Below are 21,168 nucleotides of genomic sequence, written 5' to 3'. Positions count from 1 at the left end.
CAGGGTTGCGGTCGGCAGAGCCGATAACCGACATGCACCGCACCCGCAGGGCGCAGGCGGTGCTTTTTGATATACGCCAGAGGGGAGAGGCGCGATGATCCCGTCCGATGCAGACCTGCCTGTCCGGTCCCCCGAGGTCCCGGGGCCAGAGAGCTTCTCCGATGCGGCCAGCGCCGTGGCGCGATTGCGCGAAATCTACGATATCGCCGTGGATTTCCTCACGCGGTCGTTTCAGGACAACGTGGTAGGCCAGAGGCCCGACACCCGCTTCCGCGCCTTCTATCCCGAGCTGCGGTTCACCACCACGACCTTCGCGCAAAACGACACCCGCCTGAGCTTTGGTCACGTGGCCGAGCCGGGCACCTATTCCACGACCATCACTCGGCCAGATCTCTTCGATGGCTATCTGACCCAGCAGATCGACCTGTTGATCCAGAACCATGACCAGCCGGTGACCGTGGGGGTCTCGGACACGGCGATGCCGGTGCATTTCGCGGTTCGCGGAGAGATCACGGTGCCTCAGGATGGAGCGATCCGTTATGCCCTGCGCGATGTCTTCGACGTGCCGGACCTGGCCCAGATGCATGATGACATCGTCAACGGGATCGGATTTCGGCACGAGGACGGCTCGGCCCCGCTGGCCCCCTTCACTGCCCCGCGCATCGATTATTCACTGGCCCGGTTGCAGCATTATACGGCCACCGCGCCAGAGCATTTCCAGAACCATGTGCTGTTCACGAACTACCAGTTCTACGTGCAGGAGTTCGAGGCCTTTGCCCGCGCCATGCTGGCCGATCCCGAAAGCGGCTACACCGGTTTCGTCGCGCCCGGTTGCGACGAGATCAGCGATCCGCTTGCGCCGCTGTCGTTACCTGAAAAGCTCCCGCAGATGCCCACCTATCATCTGAAACGGCCGGGCAATGCGGGGATAACGCTGGTCAACATCGGGGTGGGACCATCCAACGCAAAGACTGCAACCGACCACATCGCCGTGCTGCGCCCGCATGCCTGGCTGATGGTGGGGCATTGCGCCGGACTGCGTAATTCCCAGCGGTTGGGAGACTTCGTCCTGGCCCACGGCTATCTGCGCGAAGACAAGGTGCTGGACGACGATCTGCCGGTCTGGGTGCCGATCCCGGCGCTGGCCGAAATACAGATCGCGTTGGAAACCGCCGTGGCCGGCGAAACCGCGCTGGAGGGGTACGAGCTCAAGCGGCTGATGCGGACGGGCACGGTCGCCTCGCTCGACAATCGCAACTGGGAGCTGCGCGAGCATACTGGCCCGGTGCAGCGGTTGTCACAGTCCCGCGCCATTGCGCTGGACATGGAAAGCGCGACAATCGCGGCGAACGGGTTCCGGTTCCGGGTGCCCTATGGCACTCTTCTTTGCGTCAGCGACAAGCCGCTGCACGGGGAACTCAAGCTGCCCGGAATGGCCAGTGATTTCTACAAGACACAGGTGGCACGTCACCTGATGATCGGCATCCGCGCGATGGAACATCTCCGCGAAATGCCGCTGGAGCGTATCCACAGCCGAAAACTGCGGTCATTCGAGGAGACAGCTTTCCTCTGATCGACAAAAATGCCAACAAAATAGGGTTTTTTTGTGCTCGGATTTACACTAACCGTTGTGGGTACACACAAGATGCCGTTTAATATCGGTAGAAAAGCCCTATCAATCGGGCAGAGCGAGGAGACGACACATGGCAAAACCCCTGACCAAGACCCAGCTGGTCGCAGCACTGGCCGAGGAAATGGGCACCGACAAGAAATCCGCTGGCGCGGCCCTTGATGCGATGACCGATGTCATCACCCGCGAGGTTTCGGGCGGCGGTGCCGTGACCCTTCCCGGTGTAGGCAAGATCTACTGCCGCGAACGCCCCGAGCGCATGGTCCGCAACCCGGCCACCGGTGAGCAGATCAAGAAGGACGCCGACAAGGTGGTCAAGATGACCATCGCCAAGGCGCTCAAGGACAGCGTGAATTCCTGATCCCTGATGGGATCGGCGGAAAAGGGTCGCCTTTGCGGGTGACCCTTTTTCGTTCATGGACAACCCTTTCCAATATCGACGGTTCGTGGTCAGGTCCCGGCGGCACAACGGCAAGGACACCCCGAAGCCATGAAGACCGAGGTGGATATCAGGGCCATTGCGCTGGGCCTGGCATTTGTTGTGATGTGGTCCTCGGCCTTCACGTCGGCACGGGTTATCGTCCAATATGTCGCGCCCCTGCATGCGCTGGCGATCCGGTTCCTGATCTCGGGGCTGATCGGCGTGGTGCTGGCGCGGATGTTGGGCCAGAGCTGGCGCCTGACCCGACGCCAGTGGATTGCCACGATCATTTTTGGCATTTGCCAGAACGCGCTCTACCTCGGGCTCAACTTCGTGGCCATGCAGACGGTCGAGGCCTCGCTCGCGGCGATCATCGCCTCCACAATGCCGCTTGTCGTGGCCATCGCGGGCTGGGCCGTTTTCGGGGAAAAGCTGCCGTCCATCGGCATCGCAGGGCTGTTCGCGGGGATTGTCGGCGTGGCGATCATCATGGGAAAGCGTTTGCAGGGCGGGGCGGATCTATACGGGATCGCGCTGTGTGCCGTCGCCGTTCTCTCGTTGACCGTCGCGACGATGTCGGTGCGCAGGGCCTCTTCGAGTGGGAACCTCCTGATGATTGTCGGAATTCAGATGCTTGTCGGCAGCGCATTGCTCTCGGTCGCGGCGCTGTCGCTTGAGACTTTCAGGGTCACCTGGACATGGCAACTCGGCCTGGCTTTCAGTTACACCGTGATCGTGCCGGGGTTGATGGCGACGCTGGTCTGGTTCGTGTTGGTCAACCGCATCGGCGCAGTGCGCGCCGCGGTGTTTCACTTCCTGACGCCCTTCTTCGGTGTGCTGACCGCTTGGGCGTTGCTGGGTGAGCCGATGGGCTGGGGCGATGTGATCGGAGTTGCGATCATCACCGTCGGGATTCTCGTGGTGCAGCTTTCCAAGCAAAAACCGACGGTACCGGCCGAACAGCCGGCCTAGCCGATCCGCCCAAGTAGACCGCCGGTCTGGCCACGATTCAGAAGAATGTGGTCGAGTATGATGGCGGCCATCATCGCCTCGCCCACGGGCACGGCGCGGATACCGACGCAGGGGTCGTGACGGCCCTTGGTGACAACCTCCGTAGGGCTTCCATCGGTGCGGATTGACCGGCGCGGCGACAGGATCGAACTTGTCGGTTTCACGGCAAAACGCATCACGATGTCTTGCCCGGTGCTGATCCCGCCAAGAATGCCGCCCGCGTGGTTGCTCGAATACTCCGGACCATCCGGCCCCATGAATATCTCGTCGGCGTTGTCGCGCCCGGTCAGCCCCGCCGCGGCCAGGCCCTCGCCAATCTCGACGCCCTTGACGGCATTGATGCTCATCATCGCGGCGGCCAGGTCGGCGTCCAGCTTGGCATATACTGGCGCGCCGATTCCGGCGGGCACGCCACGGGCGGTGATCTCGATCATGGCCCCGACCGAGTTGTGATCGTCCTTGCGCAGCCAGTTGAGGTATTCGGTCCACTCGGGCACCGCCTGCGGGTCGGGACACCAGAAGTCGTTGCCGTCTATGGAATCCCAGTCGAAGCGGCTTCGGTCGATGGTCATTTCGCCCATCTGGACCATGCATCCCTTGATCTGCACGGCGGGTGCCAGCTGCTTGATTGCCTCGCGGGCGACGCCCCCGGCGGCCACCCGGGCCGCGGTTTCCCGGGCCGAGCTGCGCCCCCCGCCGCGATAGTCCCGCAACCCGTATTTCTGGTGATAGGTGATGTCCGCATGACCGGGGCGGAAGGTGCGGGAAATCTCGCCATAGTCCCTGGACCGCTGGTCTGTGTTTCGGATCATCAACTGGATCGGGGTGCCGGTCGTGGTGTCCTCGAACACGCCGGACAGGATTTCCACCGCGTCGGGTTCATTGCGCTGGGTGGTCATCTTGTTTTGACCGGGACGCCGCCGGTCCAGCCAGTGTTGGATCATGGGCGCGGTCAGCGGCACACCCGGCGGGCAGCCATCCACGGTGGCGCCCAAGGCCGGGCCGTGGCTTTCGCCCCACGTGGTGACGCGGAAAAGATGACCGTAGGTGTTCAGGCTCATTTCGTGCGCTCCCTTGCTATGTTCCGTCTAGCGGGCAGTGCGGCCCTTGCCAAGCCCATCGGTACGGCCTACGTTCTGGCCCACCTCGGGGTGCCCGCACGGGCTGAGATGCGTCACGCGAACCCGTTGAACCTGAACCGGTTAAGACCGGCGGAGGGAAGGTGTTGAGCGATCCTCAATCCCCGACGTCCGTCCGGCGGTATGGAGGATGCAAATGAAGATCACCTTTTCCGTCATCGCAGGACTTCTGGCCACGAGCGCCGTGGCACAGGACAACGTGTTGACAGTCTACACATATGACAGCTTCGTCACCGAATGGGGTCCCGGCCCCGTGGTCGAGGCTGCCTTTGAAGAGACCTGCGATTGCGACCTGCGCTTCGAGGGCGCCGGCGACGGTGCCGCGCTGCTGTCGCGCTTGCAACTCGAAGGTCCGCGCACCGAGGCCGATATCGTGCTGGGCCTGGACACCAACCTGACGGCGGCGGCGCGTGAAACCGGGCTGTTCGCGAAACACGGAATCTCGCCCGACCTGGACCTTCCGGTGGATTGGACCGACGATCACTTCCTGCCCTTTGACTGGGGCTATTTCGCCTTTGTCGGCAATGCCGGGGATCCGGCGCCGGACTCGTTGCGCGAACTTGCCGACAGTGACCTTTCGATCGTGATCCAGGACCCGCGCTCGTCCACACCGGGGCTTGGTCTGCTGATGTGGATCAAGACCGCCTATGGCGAGGAGGCCGGCACGCTGTGGCAGGATCTTTCCGACAACATCCTGACGGTCACGCCGGGCTGGTCGGAAGCCTATGGCCTGTTCCTTGAAGGCGAGTCCGACGCGGTGCTGTCCTACACGACGTCGCCCGCTTACCACCTGATTGCCGAAGAGGACGAGAGCAAGGTGGCCTGGGCCTTCGAAGAAGGCCATTACATGCAGGTCGAGGTGGCCGGCAAGGTTGCTGGCACCGATGTCCCTGACCTGGCCGATCGGTTTCTGGCCTTCATGCTCGCCGAGGAATTCCAGTCGGCTATTCCGACGACCAACTGGATGTATCCGGCAGTGGTGCCCGAGGGCGGCCTGCCCGATGGCTTCGAGACCCTGATCGAACCCGCCCGGGCCCTTTTGTTGTCCCCGGAAGAGGCGGCCGCGAAACGTGACGCGGCGCTTGAGGAATGGCGCGCCGCCCTGGCTCAATAGCGGCGCTTTTCGTGCTGTCGCTGATCGCGGTCCCGATCGGGGCCGTGATCTGGACAGCCGGGGGGATCGCCGGGCTGAACGCCGCCGACTGGGCGGCGTTCCGCTTCACCGTCTGGCAGGCGCTGGTCTCGGCGGCGCTGAGCGTGGGGCTGGCCATTCCCGTGGCCCGCGCGCTGGCGCGGCGGCGGTTCCGGGGGCGGTCCGCGTTGATCACGCTTCTTGGTGCGCCATTCGTCTTGCCGGTAATCGTCGCCGTCATGGGTTTGTTGGCGATATTCGGCCGGTCTGGCCTGGTCAATACGGTCATCGGAGTGTTGGGTCTGCCCCCGATGACCATTTACGGGCCGCAAGGCGTAATCCTGGCCCACGTCTTTTTCAACTTGCCTCTGGCGGTGCGCATGTTGCTGCATGGCTGGCTTGCCATCCCGGCGGAGCGGTTCCGCGTCGCGGCGCAACTGGGACAGCCGGTGGGGCGGCTGCTGGAAAAGTCCATGCTGCGGCGCACGGTGCCGGGCGTCCTTGCCGTCGTCTTTCTTGTCTGCACCACCAGTTTCGCGGTGGCGCTGATCCTTGGGGGTGGACCCCGTGCCACGACGCTGGAACTGGCGATTTACCAGGCGGTGAGGTTCGATTTCGACCTAGGCGGTGCGGCGACGCTGGCCCTCGTGCAACTGGGAATCTGCGTGTTGGCCATGGCGGCCCTGTTGCTGACCGATGTCCCCGACGCGCTGGGCGCGGGACTGGACCGGACGGTCGACCGCTGGGACGGCTCGACCGTTCGGGATGCCGCGGTGCTGGGACTTGCGGCAATGTTCCTGCTCCTGCCTCTGCTGGCAATCCTGCAATCGGGACTGACGGGATTGGAACGAATGCCTGTTTCTGTGTATGCGGCGGCGGGTCGGTCGGTCCTCGTGGCGCTGGCGTCGATGACGTTGTGCATGGGGCTGGCCATTGCCATCGTGACCCATGGCCGCACCTGGCCACGGATCGTGGCGACCCTGCCTCTGTCGCTGACGGCACTCGTGCTGGGCACGGGCCTGTTTATCGTGGTCTTTCCGATGCTGCGGCCCTCCAGTGTGGCGCTGCCGGTCACGGCGCTGATGAACGCGCTTTTCGCCCTGCCTTTCGCGGTGCGGATACTGTCAGCGGCGCGGGACGATGCCGAGGCGCAATTCGGGCGCCTGGCGGACGGATTGGCCTTGAAGGGGTGGGCGCGGATGCGATTGCTGATCCTGCCACGTATCCGGCGCCCGCTCGGCTTTGCCGCCGGGCTTGCGGCGGCGCTGTCCATGGGCGATCTGGGAGTGATCACCTTATTCGCTTCGGGTGGGCAGGAAACCCTGCCGCTGGCCATGTTTCGCTTGATGGCCGCCTACCAGACCGAGGCAGCGGCGGGCGCTGCGGTCCTGCTCGTTGCGTTGAGCCTGGGCGTGTTCTGGCTGTTTGACAGAGGAGGCCGCGTTGGCGCTGGAACTTGAACATGTGAACATCGCCCTTGATGGGTTCGAGCTCTGCGCCGATCTGAAGGTCGGTACGGGCGGCTTCATTGCCCTTCTGGGCCCCTCGGGTGCCGGCAAGTCGACCGTTTTGAATGCCGTGGCCGGGTTCGTGCCCCTCGCATCGGGCGCGATCCGTTGGGGCGATGCGCGGATCGACCACCTGCCGCCGGGGGACAGACCTGTCGCAACCCTGTTTCAGGACAACAACCTGTTTCCACATCTGAACGTGGCGCGAAACGTGGCGCTGGCGCTGACGACCCGCGCACGACCGTCGAAGGACGACACCCGGCGTGCCGAAGAGGCTCTGTCGCGGGTCGGGCTGAGTGGTATGGGTGCGCGGATGCCGGGCACGCTGTCGGGTGGCCAGCAGAGCCGCGCCGCGCTGGCGCGTGTGCTATTGCAGAACAAGCCCCTCGTAATGCTGGATGAGCCGTTCTCGGCGCTTGGCCCCGGCCAGCGGCAAGAGATGTTGGCCCTTTGCCGCGAGGTTCTTGGCGGAGCGGGGCGCACGGTGCTGTTTGTCAGCCATGACCCCGTGGATGCTGCGCAAGCAGATGCGATTTGCGTGGTCATCGACGGCACGATGTCTCCGCCGCGCCCGGTGACCGACGTGCTGGACGCCCCCTCCGGGCCGCTGCGGGCCTACTTGGGCAAATAGAAAAGGCCCGCCGGTTCGGGCGGGCCTTTGGAATGACGTGTGGCAGACCTCAGTCTTTGCGCGCTGTCTTCTTATGCGGCGCCCAGAGTCTCTTGTTCGTCATGTAGAGCAGAACCGCGAGGACGGTCAGGAAGATGACGCCGGTCAGGCCAGCCTGCTTGCGCGCCATCATCTTGGGCTCGGCCGTCCACATCAGGAAAGCAGAAACGTCCATGGCTTGCTGTTCGATCGTGGCCTCTGTCCCGTCGGCGTAGACGACACCATCGTCATAGAGCGGCGGCGCCATGTTGATGTAGCCGCTTGAGAACGCCTCGTTCTCGTAGAGAAGGGTGCCCGCCTCGTCCTTGGTCTCGCCGGTGTAGCCGGTCAGAAGCGACGCGATGTATTCACCGCCGCCCATGCCGTTGAAAAGCTGCGACAGTCCGGTGCCGTAGGGGCCATGGAACCCGGCGCGCGCCTTGGCCATCAGCGACAGGTCGGGCGCACCCTGGGTGTTGTTGGCCGGGAAGTGGTCGGCCGGGGTCAGGGTTTTCTGGTCGCCGGTATCCGGGTCGATCAGGTCAAAGTTCTCGGGCGAGTCATAGTCGCTCATGAAGAACTGTTCCGCGTAGGCGCGCATCTGATCTTCCGGCATCTGCGGACCGCCCTCGTCGCTGAGGTTGCGGAAGTTGACGTATTTCAGACCGTGACAGGCCGCGCAAACCTCGGTGTAGACCTGAAGGCCGCGCTGCAGCTGGAACTGGTCGAACGCCCCGAACGGTCCTTCGTAAGAGAAGGAATAGTCGGTGATATGCGTGTCGTCGGCCCCCGCGGCGCTGGCGCCACTGGCCAGCCCGAGGGCGACGGCTGCGGTGAGGGTGAGTGTGCGGATCATTGTCTTGCGGTCCTTTCTCACTCGGCCGGGGTCGCCGAGCCATCGGCGGCCTGGTTGCCATAGTGCGCGTTGAAATCGTCCTCGATCGTGGCGGGCGGGGTTTCCGGCTTCTCGATCACGCCAAGCAGCGGCAGGATGATCAGGAAGTAGGCGAACCAATAGGCCGAGCCGATCAGGGCGATGATCGGGTAGATACCCTCGGCGGGCATGGCCCCCGCCCACATCAGGACGATGAAGTCCACGACCAGCAGGGCGAACCACCACTTGAACATGGGGCGATAGCGGCCCGAACGAACCGAGGAGGTGTCCAGCCAGGGGGCCAGGGCCATCACGATGATCGCGCCGAACATTGCCAGCACGCCGAAGAACTTGGCGTCGATGATCCCGAAGGAGATCCAGCTCGTGAACTGGACGACCCAGACGCTGTCGTCGAAGGCACGAAGGATCGCGTAGAAGGGCAGGAAATACCATTCCGGCACGATGTGCGAGGGTGTCACCAGCGGGTTGGCCTCAACGTAGTTGTCGGGGTGGCCCAGGTAGTTCGGCATGAAGCCGACGATCGCGACGAACACGGCCAGGATTACGGCCAGCGCGAAGAGGTCCTTGATGACGAAATAGGGCCAGAACGGCAGGGTGTCCTTCTCGGCTTCGGCTTTCGAGGTGCGGCGCACCTCGACCCCGGTGGGGTTGTTGTTGCCGGTCGAATGGAAGGCCCAGATGTGCACGATAACCAGCCCGGCGATCACGAAGGGCAGCAGGTAGTGCAGCGAGAAGAAACGGTTCAGCGCCGGCTGACCCACCGAGGACGCGCCGAGCAGCCACGTCTGGATGCTTTCCCCGACAAAGGGAATGGCCCCGAAGAGGCCGGTGATCACGGCGGTGCCGTGGAACGACATCTGTCCCCAGGGCAGGACGTAGCCCATGAAGGCGGTACCCATCATCATCAGGTAGATCAGCATGCCGATGATCCAGGTGACCTCGCGCGGGGCCTTGTAGGAACCGTAGTAGAGGCCGCGAAAAATGTGGGCGTAGACGGCCACAAAGAACAGCGAGGCGCCGTTCATGTGGAAGTAGCGGATCATGTGACCACCATTCACGTCGCGCATGATATGCTCGACCGAGGCAAAGGCCATGTCCACGTGCGGCGTGTAGTGCATGACCAGCACAACGCCGGTGACGATCTGCATGACCAGGCAGAATGCCAGGACGATCCCCCAGATCCACATCCAGTTCAGATTCTTGGGCGTGGGGATCATGAGTGTGTCGTGCAGCAGCCCGATGATCGGCAAGCGGCTTTCAAGCCACTTGGCGCCGCCGGACTTCGGTTCGTAGTGATCGTGGGGGATTCCGGACATCTTCGGCTCTCCTTAACCCAGCTGAATGGTGGCGTCGTCGACGAAGGATGCGACGGGGATCGGAAGGTTCTCCGGGGCGGGGCCGCGGCGGATACGGCCCGAGGCATCGTAGTGCGAGCCATGGCAGGGGCAGAACCAGCCCTCGAAGTCACCGGCGCTGTTGCCCAGCGGCACGCACCCCAAGTGGGTGCAGACGCCCATCTGAACCAGCCATTCGCCGTTCTCGTCCAGGGTGCGGTTCTCGTCCAGCGCCTCGGCCGGGCTGCCCAGATTGGCGTTGCGGGCCATCTGGTCGGGCATCGAAGACAGGGCTTCGTCCTGACTGCGGGCCAATGCGATCTCTTCCTCGGTGCGGCGGCGCACGAACACCGGCTTGCCCTGCCACAGCACGGTCAGCTGGCTGCCCGCCGAGATGGTGCTGACATCGACCCGGATCGAGGCCAGGGCCAAAACGTCTGCCGAGGGATTCATCTGGTCGACCAGCGGCCAAACGGCGGCGCCGGTCACGACGGCGCCGGCACCGGCGGTCGCATAATAGATGAAGTCGCGGCGCGTTCCTTGGTGGTCTTCTGCGTTTGACACGGTGTTCATCTCCGATTTTCTTCAGGCACGGTCATGAAACCGGGCCACTCGTATACGATGGGGTGCCCTAGACAGGCGCCATTCGCGCCGCTTCTAGCGGCACAAACCGGTGCAGTCCAGTTTCCAATCGGTCGCACAGCACAGATGCGGCGTTTGGCGCAGCCGTCCAGAGGGCCAAATTGTCGCGATGGCAATGGCAGGTTCCCCTTGCGGGCCTAGGTTCGGGTTTAGTCCGTGGCAGTGGCGCGCATGGCCGGGCGTGTCGAGAATCGCCTCTCCCACTCGGCCAGGGCGGCGCGCCCGGCGCGCCAGTCACGCTCGGGCTACCGCAGGGTTAGATAGCCCAGCGCGCAGCCGGTGGCAATCTGACCCATGGTCACGGGGCCGGCAAGGTGGCTCATCCAGCGTGCCTCTAGCGCGTCAAGCGCGCGGTCGATCTTAGCTCATTGCGCCTCGATCCAGTCGTCCCAGGCCCCGTCACCGCGCAGGCGGAACTCGCAGGTCATGGACACGGCGCTGCCGAGGATTCCCCCGGCGGTCGCCCCGAGTGTCAGCACCTCCCACCGGTGGGCCTCGGGGTAGAGGGCGACATCGGAGAGGCTGTCGATATAGCGGCAGATCACTCGGCTGTCGTGAAGCGCCGGACCCTTGGTCCGGATCCGCGCCGGAATTCGGCCCAGAGGGTTGGCCGCGAGGGCCTGCGGACCGCTTTGAAGCGGCGTCGCGGTGACCTCGTGCTCGGTGATCGCGTCCTGAAGGCCCGCCGCGCGGATCAATATGCGAACCTTGCGGGCGTAGGGGGATGGCGGGGACATGATAAACCGCACAAGCCGGCCTTTCGCAATGGTGTCGGCACCCTGGGCGCCGTCCGGGGTGTCCATCAAGCGCGTCGTGGTGTGGCTTTTCGAATCATGCGCGCCAGCCTCTCGGACGCCGGGAAAGGGACATGCGCCTCAAGGAAAGGGAACCTCGGGATCGCCGGGATGCCACCTGGGATACTTGGCCATGATGCTCTCGAACCGGTCCGAGACCTTGAAGGCCTGAAGCCAACGGATAGCGTTCGGCCACGGCTGAGCCTTGAACCAGCCCGGGTCAACATGGGCGAACTGGCGGACAAAAGGCAGGACGGCCAGGTCGGCCAGCCGTGGCGCTGTTCCGAACAGCCATGGCCGATCTGTCAATTGATCGTCAAGCCGGGCGAGGAAGGCCCCCGCGAGGGTGCGCTCGGCATTCGGGTCGGCGTCGTCGAAACGGCTGGCGTACTTGTAGCGGTCCAGCGCCGCCTTGAAGGGGCCGTCGCAGGTCTCGATCAGGGCAAAGCCATTTTCCGGCATGTCCAAGAGCGACTCGGGGTCGTGACGCCCAAGCGCCCAGAGCATGATGTCGAGACTTTCGTCGATCACCCCGTCCGGGCCGCTCAGGCATGGCACGGTCGCCGTGGGCGAGGTATCGAGGAACGCCCGCGGCTTGTCGCGCAGGACCACCTCGCGCAATGCGACCCCTTGCCCGGCACTCGCCAGTGCCAGCCGGGCGCGCATGGCATAGGGGCATCGGCGAAAGGACCAGAGGATTGGTGTCATGCCACCAGCCGATCACCCGCGGTGCCAGTGATCCGGGTGGTGACCATGCCCCCCTCGGGCTGATCTGTTTGAAAGGCGACCTCGGCGAACTGCGCGGTCCGGCCCATCCGGGCGCTTTCAAGCAACACGGAATGCGTCCGACCGACCTGTTCTGCCAAGTGGGCCTGAACGCGCTCGGCTCCGGCCGCCCGCAGCCGCGCCGCACGGTCGCGGATCACAGGGCCTGCCACCTGGTCGGGTATCCGCGCCGCCGGGGTGCCCGAGCGCTTGGAATAGGGAAAGACATGCAGCCAGGTCAGGCCGCAGTCCGTGACCAACTTCAGGGAATTGTCGAACTGCGCCTCGGTCTCGGTCGGAAAGCCGGCGATGATGTCGGCTCCGAAGGTCATGTCCGGGCGCAGTCGGCGGGCCTCTTCGCAAAAGGCGATGGCATCGTCGCGCAGGTGGCGGCGTTTCATCCGCTTCAGGATCAGGTCGTCGCCATGCTGCAGCGACAGGTGCAAATGCGGCATCAGGCGCGGTTCGTCGGCGATGGCCTGCATCAGCGCCGTGTCCGCCTCGATCGAGTCGATGGACGAGATCCGCAGACGCGGCAGGTCCGGCACCATCTTCAGGATGCGCATGACCAGGTCGCCCAGTCGCGGGCTGGCGGGCAGGTCAGAGCCCCAGCTGGTCAAGTCCACGCCGGTCAGCACGACCTCGTTGAAGCCCTTGTCGACCAGTCGCGTGATCTGCTCTACAACCACGCCCGCCGGCACCGAGCGCGAATTGCCCCGGCCATAGGGGATGATGCAAAAGGTGCAGCGGTGGTCGCAGCCGTTTTGCACCTGAACATAAGCGCGGCTGCGCGTCCCGAACCCGTCGATAAGGTGGCCCGCGGTTTCCGTCACCGACATGATGTCGTTGACCTGCACCTTTTCCGTCTCTCCGATCAGGTCAGGGGCCAAGGCGGCCCAGGTCTCGGGTTGCATCTTTTCGGTATTGCCGATGACGCGGCTGACCTCGGGCATGGCGGCGAAGGTTTCGGGCTCGGTCTGGGCCGCGCAGCCGGTCACGATCAGCGGGGCCACGGGATTGTCGCGGTGCAGGCGGCGGATTTCTTTCTTGGCCTTGCGCACGGCCTCGGCGGTGACGGCACAGGTGTTCACCACCATGGCATCTTCCAGCCCGGCCTGCCGGGTCAGGTCGCGCATCGCCTCTGTTTCATAGGCATTGAGGCGACAGCCGAGCGTGGTGAAATGCGGGGTCTCAGCCATGCCAGACCCCGTCGAACACATGCGCCGTGGGCCCGGTCATCCAGACGCCGTCCGTGCCGATGTGAATGCGGATCGTGCCACCGTCCAACTCGATGGACACGTCCCGGCCCACCAGGCCGCGCCGATGCGCGGCGACCGCGGTTGCACAAGAGGACGACCCCGAGGCCAGGGTGATCCCGGTGCCGCGTTCCCAGACCCGCATTCGCAAATGATCCGGCCCCATCACATGGGCGAACTGCACATTGGTTCGCTCTGGAAACAACGGGTGATGCTCGATCTCGGGGCCGCGGGCAGCAAGGTCCACGGCCTCGGCATCCGTCACGAAAAAGGTACAGTGCGGGTTGCCCATGCCGGTGGCGGTCGGGGCCCCTGCGACGGGCAATTCCAGCGTGTCCATCTCTCGCGCTAGCGGCACCTGCTCCCAGTTGGTCAGGGCCGGGCCCATGTTAACGGATGTATTGCCATGACCGGCGTCCCGCGCGGCCAGGTGCCCTCGGTCGGTGGCCAGTGTCAGTGCGACCTTCCCGCTCTCTTCCATGAGGTGACGTGCTATGCAGCGGCTGGCGTTGCCGCAGGCCGCCGAGCGCGAGCCGTCGGCATTGTAGAAGGTCAGGTGGGCGTCCACACCGTCCGCCGCCGAGATCACGGCGAGTTGGTCGAACCCGACGCCCCTGTGCCTGTCGGCCATGGCCTTGACCGTTGCCTCTGATGGCCACGGATCGCCCGCACGTGCGTCGATGACGACAAAGTCGTTGCCCAGCCCATGCATTTTCATGAAGGCCAATGATTTTCGATCCGTCGCACCCATGCGCGGGCGTATAGTAGAGGCCGTGACCCGAATCCAGAGATTGAATCGATTCCGGGGTTGACCCCCGCCCATGCTCTTTCTAAAGACGCCGCCTAGTGGGCCGTTAGCTCAGTTGGTAGAGCAACTGACTTTTAATCAGTGGGTCGCAGGTTCGAATCCTGCACGGCTCACCACTATTTTCAAGTACTTAGGCGCATCACCAGACGTGTCGTTTTCCCTCTGACGACGTCTGGGCCGCAGCTGGGCCGCACAAATCACGCGGCTAAAGTGCTCTGACTTTTGCAGCGACAGATCCGGCATCCTTGAGAAAGCTGCTCAAAGACGCCGCTTCGACAGGGATCTTAGAACATGATTCCCCCTTCTCCGGTCATGAATGGAGGTGACGGAGCGCGGAACCGACGCGGCCAGCGGGGCACTGTTCAGCCATGTGCACCTAAAGGAACGGGTCCCTGCGGGTTGACCGGTTTGCATGACTCGGCAGATCGTGAACGATGTGCCGGCGGTGGCTGGATTGTCACGGGGCTTGGTCGTGATGGACCGTTTTAGAGTGTGATCAGCCATCGTCTTCGACTAAGGCCTGAACGGATACAAAGCGGCATAAAGCCCAAGGCGATAATCGACTCGTTCGGTGAGAACAAAGTGACGGATCGCGTTAACCCGACAGCAACGATCGCACCAGTGCGACACCCTCCGCGACTTTCGCTACATCACCGCGCGCTTCAACATTCAGTCGAACGACAGGCTCAGTATTGGAACTGCGCAGATTGAACCTCCAGACGCCAAGGTCAAACCCAAGCCCGTCGGTATCGTCGATGGCCCTTGCCTTGGGCGCAAATTCGGCATGCACCCGCGCAATCGCTTTTCCTGGGTGCGTCAGCGTAAAATTGATCTCGCCGGACGACGGGAAAGCGGCCCGTCGCGCGGCCACCAGATCGCGCAGTGTGCCATTTCGGCTAACCAGCTCAGCTATCAAGAGCAAGGGAACCATGCCGCTATCGCAATAGACGAAATCCCGGAAATAGTGATGCGCCGACATCTCGCCACCGTAAACGGCATCTTCGTCCCGCATGGCCTGCTTTATGAACGCATGCCCGGTGGGGGCCTGCACAGAGCGGCCACCCGCGTTTGCCACGATATCCTGCGTATTCCAGATAATGCGCGGGTCATGGATGATCGTGGCGCCTGGATCCTTTGCGAGAAAGGCGTCGGCCAGAAGCCCGACAGCGTACTCCCCATCAATGAAGGCGCCGGTATGATCGAAGAAGAAGCAGCGATCAAAGTCGCCATCCCAAGCTACCCCGAGATCGGCGCCTGCTGCGCGGACAGCTTTGGATGTTTCAGGCTGGTTCTCCTTCAAGAGCGGATTGGGAATCCCATTGGGGAAACGGCCATCGGGGCGGTGGTGCATACGCGTGAAACGCAAAGGTGCCCCACGTGCAGTCAGTTCCGCATCAATCGCGTCAAATGTGGGTCCCGCTGCGCCGTTCCCGGCATTGACGAGGATATGAAGGGGCCTGAGCGATCCAAGCTCGACAAATGACAGGACCCGCTCGACGTAGGCCGCCCGCGCCTCCTCCGCGACATCCCGCAAACGTCCACCGGCTTTCACAGCGCCAAAATTGTCCTCTTCAGCCAGTGTGCGAATGCAGTACAGCCCTGTCTGTGCGTCAAGAGGCGCCGATCCTGCGCGGACCATTTTCATGCCATTCCAGTCCATGGGGTTATGCGAGGCGGTCACGCAAATGCCGCCATTCGCCCCGAAATGCGTGGTGGCGAAATACATCTCCTCGGTGCCGGACAGTCCCAAATCCAAAACCTCGCTCCCTTCGTCCCTCAGGGCTTGCGACACAGCCCGGGCTAGGTCTTCCGAGGTCTCACGACAATCGCGTCCTAATACAAAACGCCCGGCGCCCAAGGTGCGGGCAAAGCCACGTCCGATACGATAAGCGATATCCGTATTCAGTTCGGTGCCAAGCCGCCCGCGGATATCATAGGCTTTGAAACAGGATAGGCTCATCCCTTTGGCCCCTGACCCCGTGCATAAACATCGTCATAGCGAATGATGTCATCCTCCCCCAGATACGATCCGGTCTGCACTTCTATGAGGACCATCGGTACCTTGCCGGGATTTTCCATGCGGTGCATCGCGCCGAGCGGAATATAGACAGACTGGTTTTCAGCGACCAATTTGACCTCGTCGTCAATCGTGACCCTCGCGGTCCCCTCGACGACGGTCCAATGCTCGGCTCGATGGTGATGGCTTTGCAGGGACAGCGCCGCGCCGGGATGGACATGGATGCGCTTGACCTGGAAGCGCCCTCCAACGACGAGGCTTTCAAACCACCCCCAGGGGCGAAAGTCGCGTGGAAGCGTCTCAGCCTGAGACGCGCCCTGCGCTTTCAAGGCCGCGACAGCCTGCTTTACATCCTGTGCCCGATCCTTGTGGGCCACCAGAACGGCATCGGGCATCGCCACGGCAATCATATCCTCAAGCCCGATGCCCACCAGAGCCTGTTGCCCGTCCTCGGCGCGCAGGAGGCTGCGGGTGCAGTCGATGGCGGTTGCGGGACCCGCCGTCACGACGCCCTGTTCATCAGGGTCGGCCTCGCGCCAGACCGCGTCCCAGCCTCCAAGATCGGACCAGGCGCCGCCATAGGGCACCACGGTCAGGTTGGCGGCCTGTTCCATCACCGCGTAATCGACCGAGATGTCGTCGCAGGCCTCCCACGCCTCTGGATCAAGGCGCAGGAAGTGCAGATCACGCTGCGATCCCTCGAAAGCCCTTGCGACATTGGCGTGAATTTCGGGCTGATAGCTTTCGAAAGCGGACAGAATGGTGTCGGTTGAGAACAGGAAAATACCCGCGTTCCACAGGTGCATCCCGCCGTTGAGCATCTCTTGCGCCGCGGCCTTATCGGGCTTTTCGACAAAGCCTTTGAGCGCTTGCGGCACCGGTGTGAAGGTGTCGTCGGACCGTTCGCTTAAGGCCAGCCAACCATAGGCCGTCTCAGCTCGATCGGGCCGAATGCCAAATGTGACGAGCTGCCCCGCCTCAGCCGCCGGAACGGCGGCACGAACCGCGTCACGGAACCTTGATGCGTCCGGGATCACGTGATCGGACGGTGCGACCAGCATCAGCGCACCCGGTGCACGGGCATGTAACTCCATCGCCGCGGCGAGGATCGCGGGCGCGGTATTGCGGCCCGCCGGCTCGATAAGCGTCGCGGCTGCGACGATCTCGACGCCAGCAAGCTGCTCAGTTACCACAAAGCGGTAGTCCGCGCCCGTGATTACCACGGGCGCGGCAAAGCCCGCGTCGGAAAGACGCTTGGCAGAGGCCTGGAACAGGCTTGCCGCGCCGGTCAACTTGGTGAACTGTTTGGGATAACTCTTGCGCGACAGCGGCCACAGCCGCGTGCCTGAACCACCGCAAAGCAAGAGCGGGTGAATATCCTGTGTCAATGATTCACCTTATCCTTGAATTTTGTTCAGCCGCGCAAACCGTGCCGATGGTCCAGAAACCAGCGGTAGGTTTGCGCGATCCCCTCTTCCAGATCGATGGAGGCCCGCCAGCCCATGTCAGCAAGGCGGTCGACATCCATGAGCTTGCGCAGCGTCCCGTCGGGCTTTGACGGGTCGGTGGTGATGTGCCCGTCGTAACCGGTGACCCGCGCCACCATCCTTGCCAACTCCAGAATGGTGATATCCTCTCCGGTGCCCACGTTGATATGACTGAGCATGGGGTTGGTGTTGGCGTCATACGTGGCCTTGTCGAGGTCCATGATGAACAGCGACGCATTGGCCATGTCATCGACATGCAGGAACTCACGCCTTGGCGTGCCGCTACCCCATAGCACGACCTGCGCGCGCCCGTGTTGGCGCGCCTCGTGAAAGCGGCGGATGAGCGCGGGGAGCACATGGGAATTCTCCGGGTGGAAATTGTCGCCGGGCCCATAAAGATTGGTGGGCATGACCGACCGGTAATCGGTCCCGTGCTGCCGGTTGTAGCTTTCGCACAGTTTGATGCCCGCAATCTTGGCGATGGCGTAGGGCTCGTTCGTCGGCTCCAAAGGTCCTGTCAGAAGCGCATCCTCGGCCATCGGCTGCGCCGCCGCCTTGGGATAGATGCAGCTCGATCCGAGTTGCAGCAGACGCTGCACACCCGCGGCGTAGGCCTGGTGGATCACGTTGCATTCGATCATCAGGTTTTCGTAGATGAAATCCGCCGGATAGGTGTTGTTCGCATGAATGCCGCCCACCTTGGCCGCCGCCAGGATGACCACGTCTGGTTGCTCGTCGGCCATGAAATCGCGCACTTCGGACTGGTGGGTCAGGTCCAGCTCGGAATGGGTGGCGGTAACTGGGGTGATGTCCTCGCCGGCCGCAGAGCGCGCCTCCAGCTGGCGCAGGATGGCGCCACCGACCATGCCGCGATGGCCTGCCACATATATCCTCGTCATGTGCTCATACTTCCAATGATACGGGCAATTCCATGCCATGTTCCTTGAGCAAGGCATGCCGCCGAGCGGTGTGCAAATCGTGAGCGACCATTTCGGCACACATTTCCTGTGCCGTAATCTTGGGTTCCCAGCCGAGCTTTTCCTTGGCCATTGATGGATCACCAAGCAACGTTTCGACCTCGGCGGGACGGAAATACCGCGGGTCGATACGCATAATCACATCGCCGGGATTGACCGCTGGTGCCTTGTCGCCCGCGACCGACGCGACCGTGGCGATTTCCTCGAGCCCCGCACCGGAGAATTCCAGCTCGATGCCCAGCTCTCGCGCTGACCAGATGATGAACTCGCGTACCGAATACTGCTTGCCCGTGGCGATCACGAAATCCTCCGCCAAGTCCTGTTGCAGCATCATCCATTGCATGCGCACGTAATCCTTTGCATGGCCCCAGTCGCGCAGCGCGTCGATATTGCCCATGTAAAGGCAGTTCTCCAGCCCCTGGGCGATGTTGGCAAGGCCGCGCGTGATCTTGCGCGTCACGAACGTCTTGCCTCGTCGCGGGCTCTCGTGATTGAACAGGATTCCGTTGCAGACATACATGCCATAGGCTTCGCGATAATTCACGCAGGTCCAGAAGGCGTAGAGCTTGGCCGCCGCATAGGGCGAGCGGGGGTGAAAGGGGGTCGTCTCGCTCTGTGGCATCTCCTGAATGAGGCCGAAAAGCTCCGAGGTCGAGGCCTGGTAGAACCGTGTCGTCGTTTCCAACCCGAGGAAGCGGATCGCCTCGAGCAACCGCAGCGTGCCGATTGCGTCGACATCGGCGGTGTGTTCCGGGGCCTCGAAACTGACGGCCACGTGGCTCTGTGCCCCGAGGTTGTAGACCTCGTCAGGGCGCACTTCGCTGAGGATGCGGGTCAGGTTGGAGCTGTCGGTCAAATCGCCGTAGTGCAGCTTGAGGCGCTGGTGGTTGGCATGTGGATCCTGGTAGATGTGGTCGATGCGGTCTGTGTTGAACAGCGAGGCGCGGCGTTTGATGCCGTGCACTTCGTAGCCCTTTTCCAGCAAGAGCTCCGCCAGATACGAACCGTCCTGCCCGGTAACGCCGGTAATGAGCGCGCGTTTGGTCATGATCAGTATCTTTCTCTTTGAACGAACTGCACCAGCTTGCTGGCGTTTTTCATCGTCAGGGTGGCAAGTCCGCCGATATCGTTGCGACGGATGGCCCGGTAATCCTCCCGGCTCTTGTGCAGAATGCGGGCGAGAGACCGATTGCTTTCGCCGCCGGTCCGCATTTTGACCAGCACCTCGGGAATATAGGCAAGCCGTATATTGCCGCGGTGAAGGTAGCGGAGAATGGCATCATAATCCGCCGCGATATCGAATTTCGTATCGTACAGACCCCACCGGTCGTAAACTTCGCGCCGCAGATAGAGCGTTGGATGCGGCGGCATCCATCCTCGCGAAAGGAGTGAGGCGCGATATGGTCCTGAACGCCAATGCCGTCTCACTTTGCGGGTATCTGATGCAGACACGTAATCGAGATCACCATAGACGCCATCGACCGCCTGTCCGTCGAAGAAACCAGCGATGCGTTCCAGGACCCGGTCGTGGGCGAAGAAATCATCGGAGTGCATGAGGCCTATAACATCGCCTGTCGCCCTGGAAATCCCCTTGTTGATGGCATCGTAGATTCCGGCATCCTGTTGCGAGACGAGCTTTGTCAACGGACTGTCCAGCCTTCGGATCACATCCAGGGTTCCATCGCTGGACCCACCATCCTGGATGATGTGTTCAATATTGGAATAGTTCTGCGATTGGACGCTTGTGACCGTATCGGCGATTGTCTCAGCGCTGTTGAAGACAGCCGTTACAATGGAAAACTTCATACAACACCGTACTGGTTTCGAGCAAAGATACGCTTAACACGGCTAGGATGAAAACAGGATCAGATCAATGCCTTGGGTGCAACCCCCAATACCGTTGGTCGGGCGTTCAGAGAGAAAGGGTGTCTCATTTGCGGATCTGTTGAACGGTAAAGACGGAGCCGCGCTCCCCCTCAACCAACAACCGCCAGATTCGGACGCTGACACAGGCTGAGCTTTGCAGTCTGCTGATCTTCGAGGAGGCGGGAATCACAGATGCCGAAACCCAAGAAACACGCGCCAGAGTTCGAGGCGAAGATGGCGTTGCAAGCCCTGTAGGGCGAGGAAACGGCGCCGGAGCCGACCAGCGGGTGCGGAGTGCGTCCGACCATGATCCATCACTGGAAACCTGCGCTTGTCGAGGGTGCGTCCGGCGTGTTCGGAGGCGGCAGCCGCAAAACACCGGTGATTGAGGAGGAGCAGGTCAACAAGCTCCATGCCAAGATAGGGTGAATAGGCTGGTGATCTTCCAGAGCCATGGGCGTCCTCACTCGGCCTTGGGCGGCAAGCCACCGGCGATGTCCTGTTGGCGGAGAAATGATACCATCCAACCCGATCAGCAGGTGCAGTGAGCAGCGTAAGTCACGCCGGGGCCTGTCCAAAAGATGAGGAGTGGTCCGATATAGAGACCACCTTGTCGATGAGGTATTAACACGTCTGACGCTGTGTTTCTTGAGGCGAGGCGTTATCCAGCCTACCGCTTCGCTACTTGAGGTGAGGCGTTATCCAGCCTACCGCTTCGCTACTTGAGGTGAGGCGTTATCGGGCTTTTGGGGTAGAACGGCGTCTTAAATAGAGAGATCTAGACGAATTAAGAATTTTCAATATCTGGTACTTATGATTTTTAAGTCCCGCGACAAA

General features: G+C 62.5%; 20 protein-coding genes, 1 tRNA gene and 1 riboswitch. Of the genes, 8 read left to right on the top strand and 13 right to left on the bottom strand.

What is annotated here, in order from left to right; all coding sequences use genetic code 11:
* Positions 1–94 precede the first annotated feature (94 nt).
* The 3 genes from VJ897_RS07320 (at position 95) to VJ897_RS07310 (ending at position 3,023) form a co-directional block, all read left to right on the top strand.
* The gene (locus VJ897_RS07320) at positions 95–1,573 is read left to right on the top strand and encodes an AMP nucleosidase (RefSeq protein ID WP_324054636.1); all 1,479 of its coding nucleotides are present in this window, start codon (positions 95–97) and stop codon (positions 1,571–1,573) included.
* A 130-nt stretch (positions 1,574–1,703) separates the two neighbouring features.
* Entirely contained in the window at positions 1,704–1,991 is a 288-nt protein-coding gene (locus tag VJ897_RS07315; RefSeq protein WP_324054635.1) for an HU family DNA-binding protein, read from the top strand.
* Between the two features lie 141 nt (positions 1,992–2,132).
* Positions 2,133–3,023: a DMT family transporter gene (locus VJ897_RS07310; protein WP_324054779.1), complete on the top strand. Its 891-nt coding sequence runs from the start codon at positions 2,133–2,135 to the stop codon at positions 3,021–3,023.
* Here the strand turns inward: VJ897_RS07310 and aroC are convergent.
* The gene (gene aroC, locus VJ897_RS07305; protein WP_324054633.1) at positions 3,020–4,123 is read right to left on the bottom strand and encodes a chorismate synthase; all 1,104 of its coding nucleotides are present in this window, start codon (positions 4,121–4,123) and stop codon (positions 3,020–3,022) included. The two genes, VJ897_RS07310 and aroC, sit on opposite strands and share 4 nt — an antisense overlap.
* Positions 4,124–4,199: 76 nt before the next feature.
* Positions 4,200–4,299: riboswitch (TPP riboswitch) on the top strand.
* 38 nt (positions 4,300–4,337) lie between these two features.
* On the opposite strand from aroC, the gene thiB reads away from it, so the two are divergent.
* From thiB to VJ897_RS07290, 3 genes are read left to right on the top strand one after another with little or no spacing between them, the layout of a single operon-like run.
* Positions 4,338–5,315, top strand: a complete 978-nt coding sequence (gene thiB / locus VJ897_RS07300; RefSeq protein ID WP_414706700.1) for a thiamine ABC transporter substrate binding subunit — start codon at positions 4,338–4,340, stop codon at positions 5,313–5,315.
* The gene (locus VJ897_RS07295; protein WP_324054629.1) at positions 5,291–6,793 is read left to right on the top strand and encodes an ABC transporter permease family protein; all 1,503 of its coding nucleotides are present in this window, start codon (positions 5,291–5,293) and stop codon (positions 6,791–6,793) included. Before thiB ends, VJ897_RS07295 begins: the two co-directional genes overlap by 25 nt.
* Positions 6,777–7,472 (top strand): thiamine ABC transporter ATP-binding protein, encoded by a 696-nt coding sequence (locus VJ897_RS07290; RefSeq protein WP_324054627.1) that lies wholly within the window; start codon positions 6,777–6,779, stop codon positions 7,470–7,472. The genes VJ897_RS07295 and VJ897_RS07290 overlap by 17 nt, the downstream gene beginning before the upstream one ends.
* A 49-nt stretch (positions 7,473–7,521) precedes the next feature.
* On the opposite strand, the gene VJ897_RS07285 is transcribed toward VJ897_RS07290, so the two are convergent.
* From VJ897_RS07285 to dapF, 7 genes are all read right to left on the bottom strand, one after another.
* Positions 7,522–8,346 carry a cytochrome c1 gene (locus VJ897_RS07285; RefSeq protein WP_324054625.1) on the bottom strand — a complete coding sequence of 275 codons (825 nt, stop codon included), beginning with the start codon at positions 8,344–8,346 and terminating at the stop codon, positions 7,522–7,524.
* 17 nt (positions 8,347–8,363) lie between these two features.
* Positions 8,364–9,701: a cytochrome b gene (locus tag VJ897_RS07280; protein ID WP_324054624.1), complete on the bottom strand. Its 1,338-nt coding sequence runs from the start codon at positions 9,699–9,701 to the stop codon at positions 8,364–8,366.
* A gap of 12 nt (positions 9,702–9,713) precedes the next feature.
* Positions 9,714–10,283, bottom strand: coding sequence for a ubiquinol-cytochrome c reductase iron-sulfur subunit (petA, locus tag VJ897_RS07275; protein ID WP_324054622.1), 570 nt, complete (start codon positions 10,281–10,283; stop codon positions 9,714–9,716).
* 443 nt (positions 10,284–10,726) lie between these two features.
* Positions 10,727–11,098 carry a glutathione S-transferase N-terminal domain-containing protein gene (locus VJ897_RS07270; protein WP_324054620.1) on the bottom strand — a complete coding sequence of 124 codons (372 nt, stop codon included), beginning with the start codon at positions 11,096–11,098 and terminating at the stop codon, positions 10,727–10,729.
* Positions 11,099–11,236: 138 nt separating this feature from the next.
* A complete protein-coding gene (locus tag VJ897_RS07265) occupies positions 11,237–11,863 on the bottom strand; it encodes a glutathione S-transferase (protein WP_324054619.1) in 627 nt (208 codons plus the stop codon).
* Positions 11,860–13,119, bottom strand: coding sequence for a tRNA (N(6)-L-threonylcarbamoyladenosine(37)-C(2))-methylthiotransferase MtaB (gene mtaB, locus VJ897_RS07260; RefSeq protein ID WP_324054617.1), 1,260 nt, complete (start codon positions 13,117–13,119; stop codon positions 11,860–11,862). The genes VJ897_RS07265 and mtaB overlap by 4 nt, the downstream gene beginning before the upstream one ends.
* Positions 13,112–13,927: a diaminopimelate epimerase gene (gene dapF / locus VJ897_RS07255; protein WP_414706699.1), complete on the bottom strand. Its 816-nt coding sequence runs from the start codon at positions 13,925–13,927 to the stop codon at positions 13,112–13,114. The genes mtaB and dapF overlap by 8 nt, the downstream gene beginning before the upstream one ends.
* A gap of 97 nt (positions 13,928–14,024) precedes the next feature.
* On the opposite strand from dapF, the gene VJ897_RS07250 reads away from it, so the two are divergent.
* Positions 14,025–14,100: transfer RNA gene (locus VJ897_RS07250), tRNA-Lys, on the top strand.
* A gap of 479 nt (positions 14,101–14,579) precedes the next feature.
* Here VJ897_RS07250 and VJ897_RS07245 read toward each other — a convergent pair.
* The 5 genes from VJ897_RS07245 to VJ897_RS07225 are packed head-to-tail and all read right to left on the bottom strand — an operon-like array spanning position 14,580 to position 20,271.
* Positions 14,580–15,944 (bottom strand): phosphohexomutase domain-containing protein, encoded by a 1,365-nt coding sequence (locus VJ897_RS07245; RefSeq protein ID WP_324054613.1) that lies wholly within the window; start codon positions 15,942–15,944, stop codon positions 14,580–14,582.
* Positions 15,941–17,389 (bottom strand): mannose-1-phosphate guanylyltransferase/mannose-6-phosphate isomerase, encoded by a 1,449-nt coding sequence (locus VJ897_RS07240; protein ID WP_324054611.1) that lies wholly within the window; start codon positions 17,387–17,389, stop codon positions 15,941–15,943. The genes VJ897_RS07245 and VJ897_RS07240 overlap by 4 nt, the downstream gene beginning before the upstream one ends.
* 26 nt (positions 17,390–17,415) lie before the next feature.
* Positions 17,416–18,387, bottom strand: coding sequence for a GDP-L-fucose synthase (fcl, locus tag VJ897_RS07235; protein ID WP_324054609.1), 972 nt, complete (start codon positions 18,385–18,387; stop codon positions 17,416–17,418).
* Between the two features lie 4 nt (positions 18,388–18,391).
* Entirely contained in the window at positions 18,392–19,513 is a 1,122-nt protein-coding gene (gene gmd / locus VJ897_RS07230; protein ID WP_324054607.1) for a GDP-mannose 4,6-dehydratase, read from the bottom strand.
* Positions 19,514–19,515: 2 nt separating this feature from the next.
* Entirely contained in the window at positions 19,516–20,271 is a 756-nt protein-coding gene (locus VJ897_RS07225; protein WP_324054605.1) for a glycosyltransferase family 2 protein, read from the bottom strand.
* Between the two features lie 366 nt (positions 20,272–20,637).
* On the opposite strand from VJ897_RS07225, the gene VJ897_RS07220 reads away from it, so the two are divergent.
* Positions 20,638–20,760, top strand: a complete 123-nt coding sequence (locus VJ897_RS07220; protein WP_324054603.1) for a hypothetical protein — start codon at positions 20,638–20,640, stop codon at positions 20,758–20,760.
* The last annotated feature ends 408 nt before the right edge of the window (positions 20,761–21,168 follow it).

This window comes from Salibaculum sp. (genome assembly GCF_035270045.1).
In the GTDB taxonomy this organism is placed as follows: Bacteria; Pseudomonadota; Alphaproteobacteria; order Rhodobacterales; family Rhodobacteraceae; genus Salibaculum.
The sequence above is the reverse complement of the archived record's forward strand: the minus strand, read 5'-3'. Positions and strand labels throughout refer to the sequence as shown.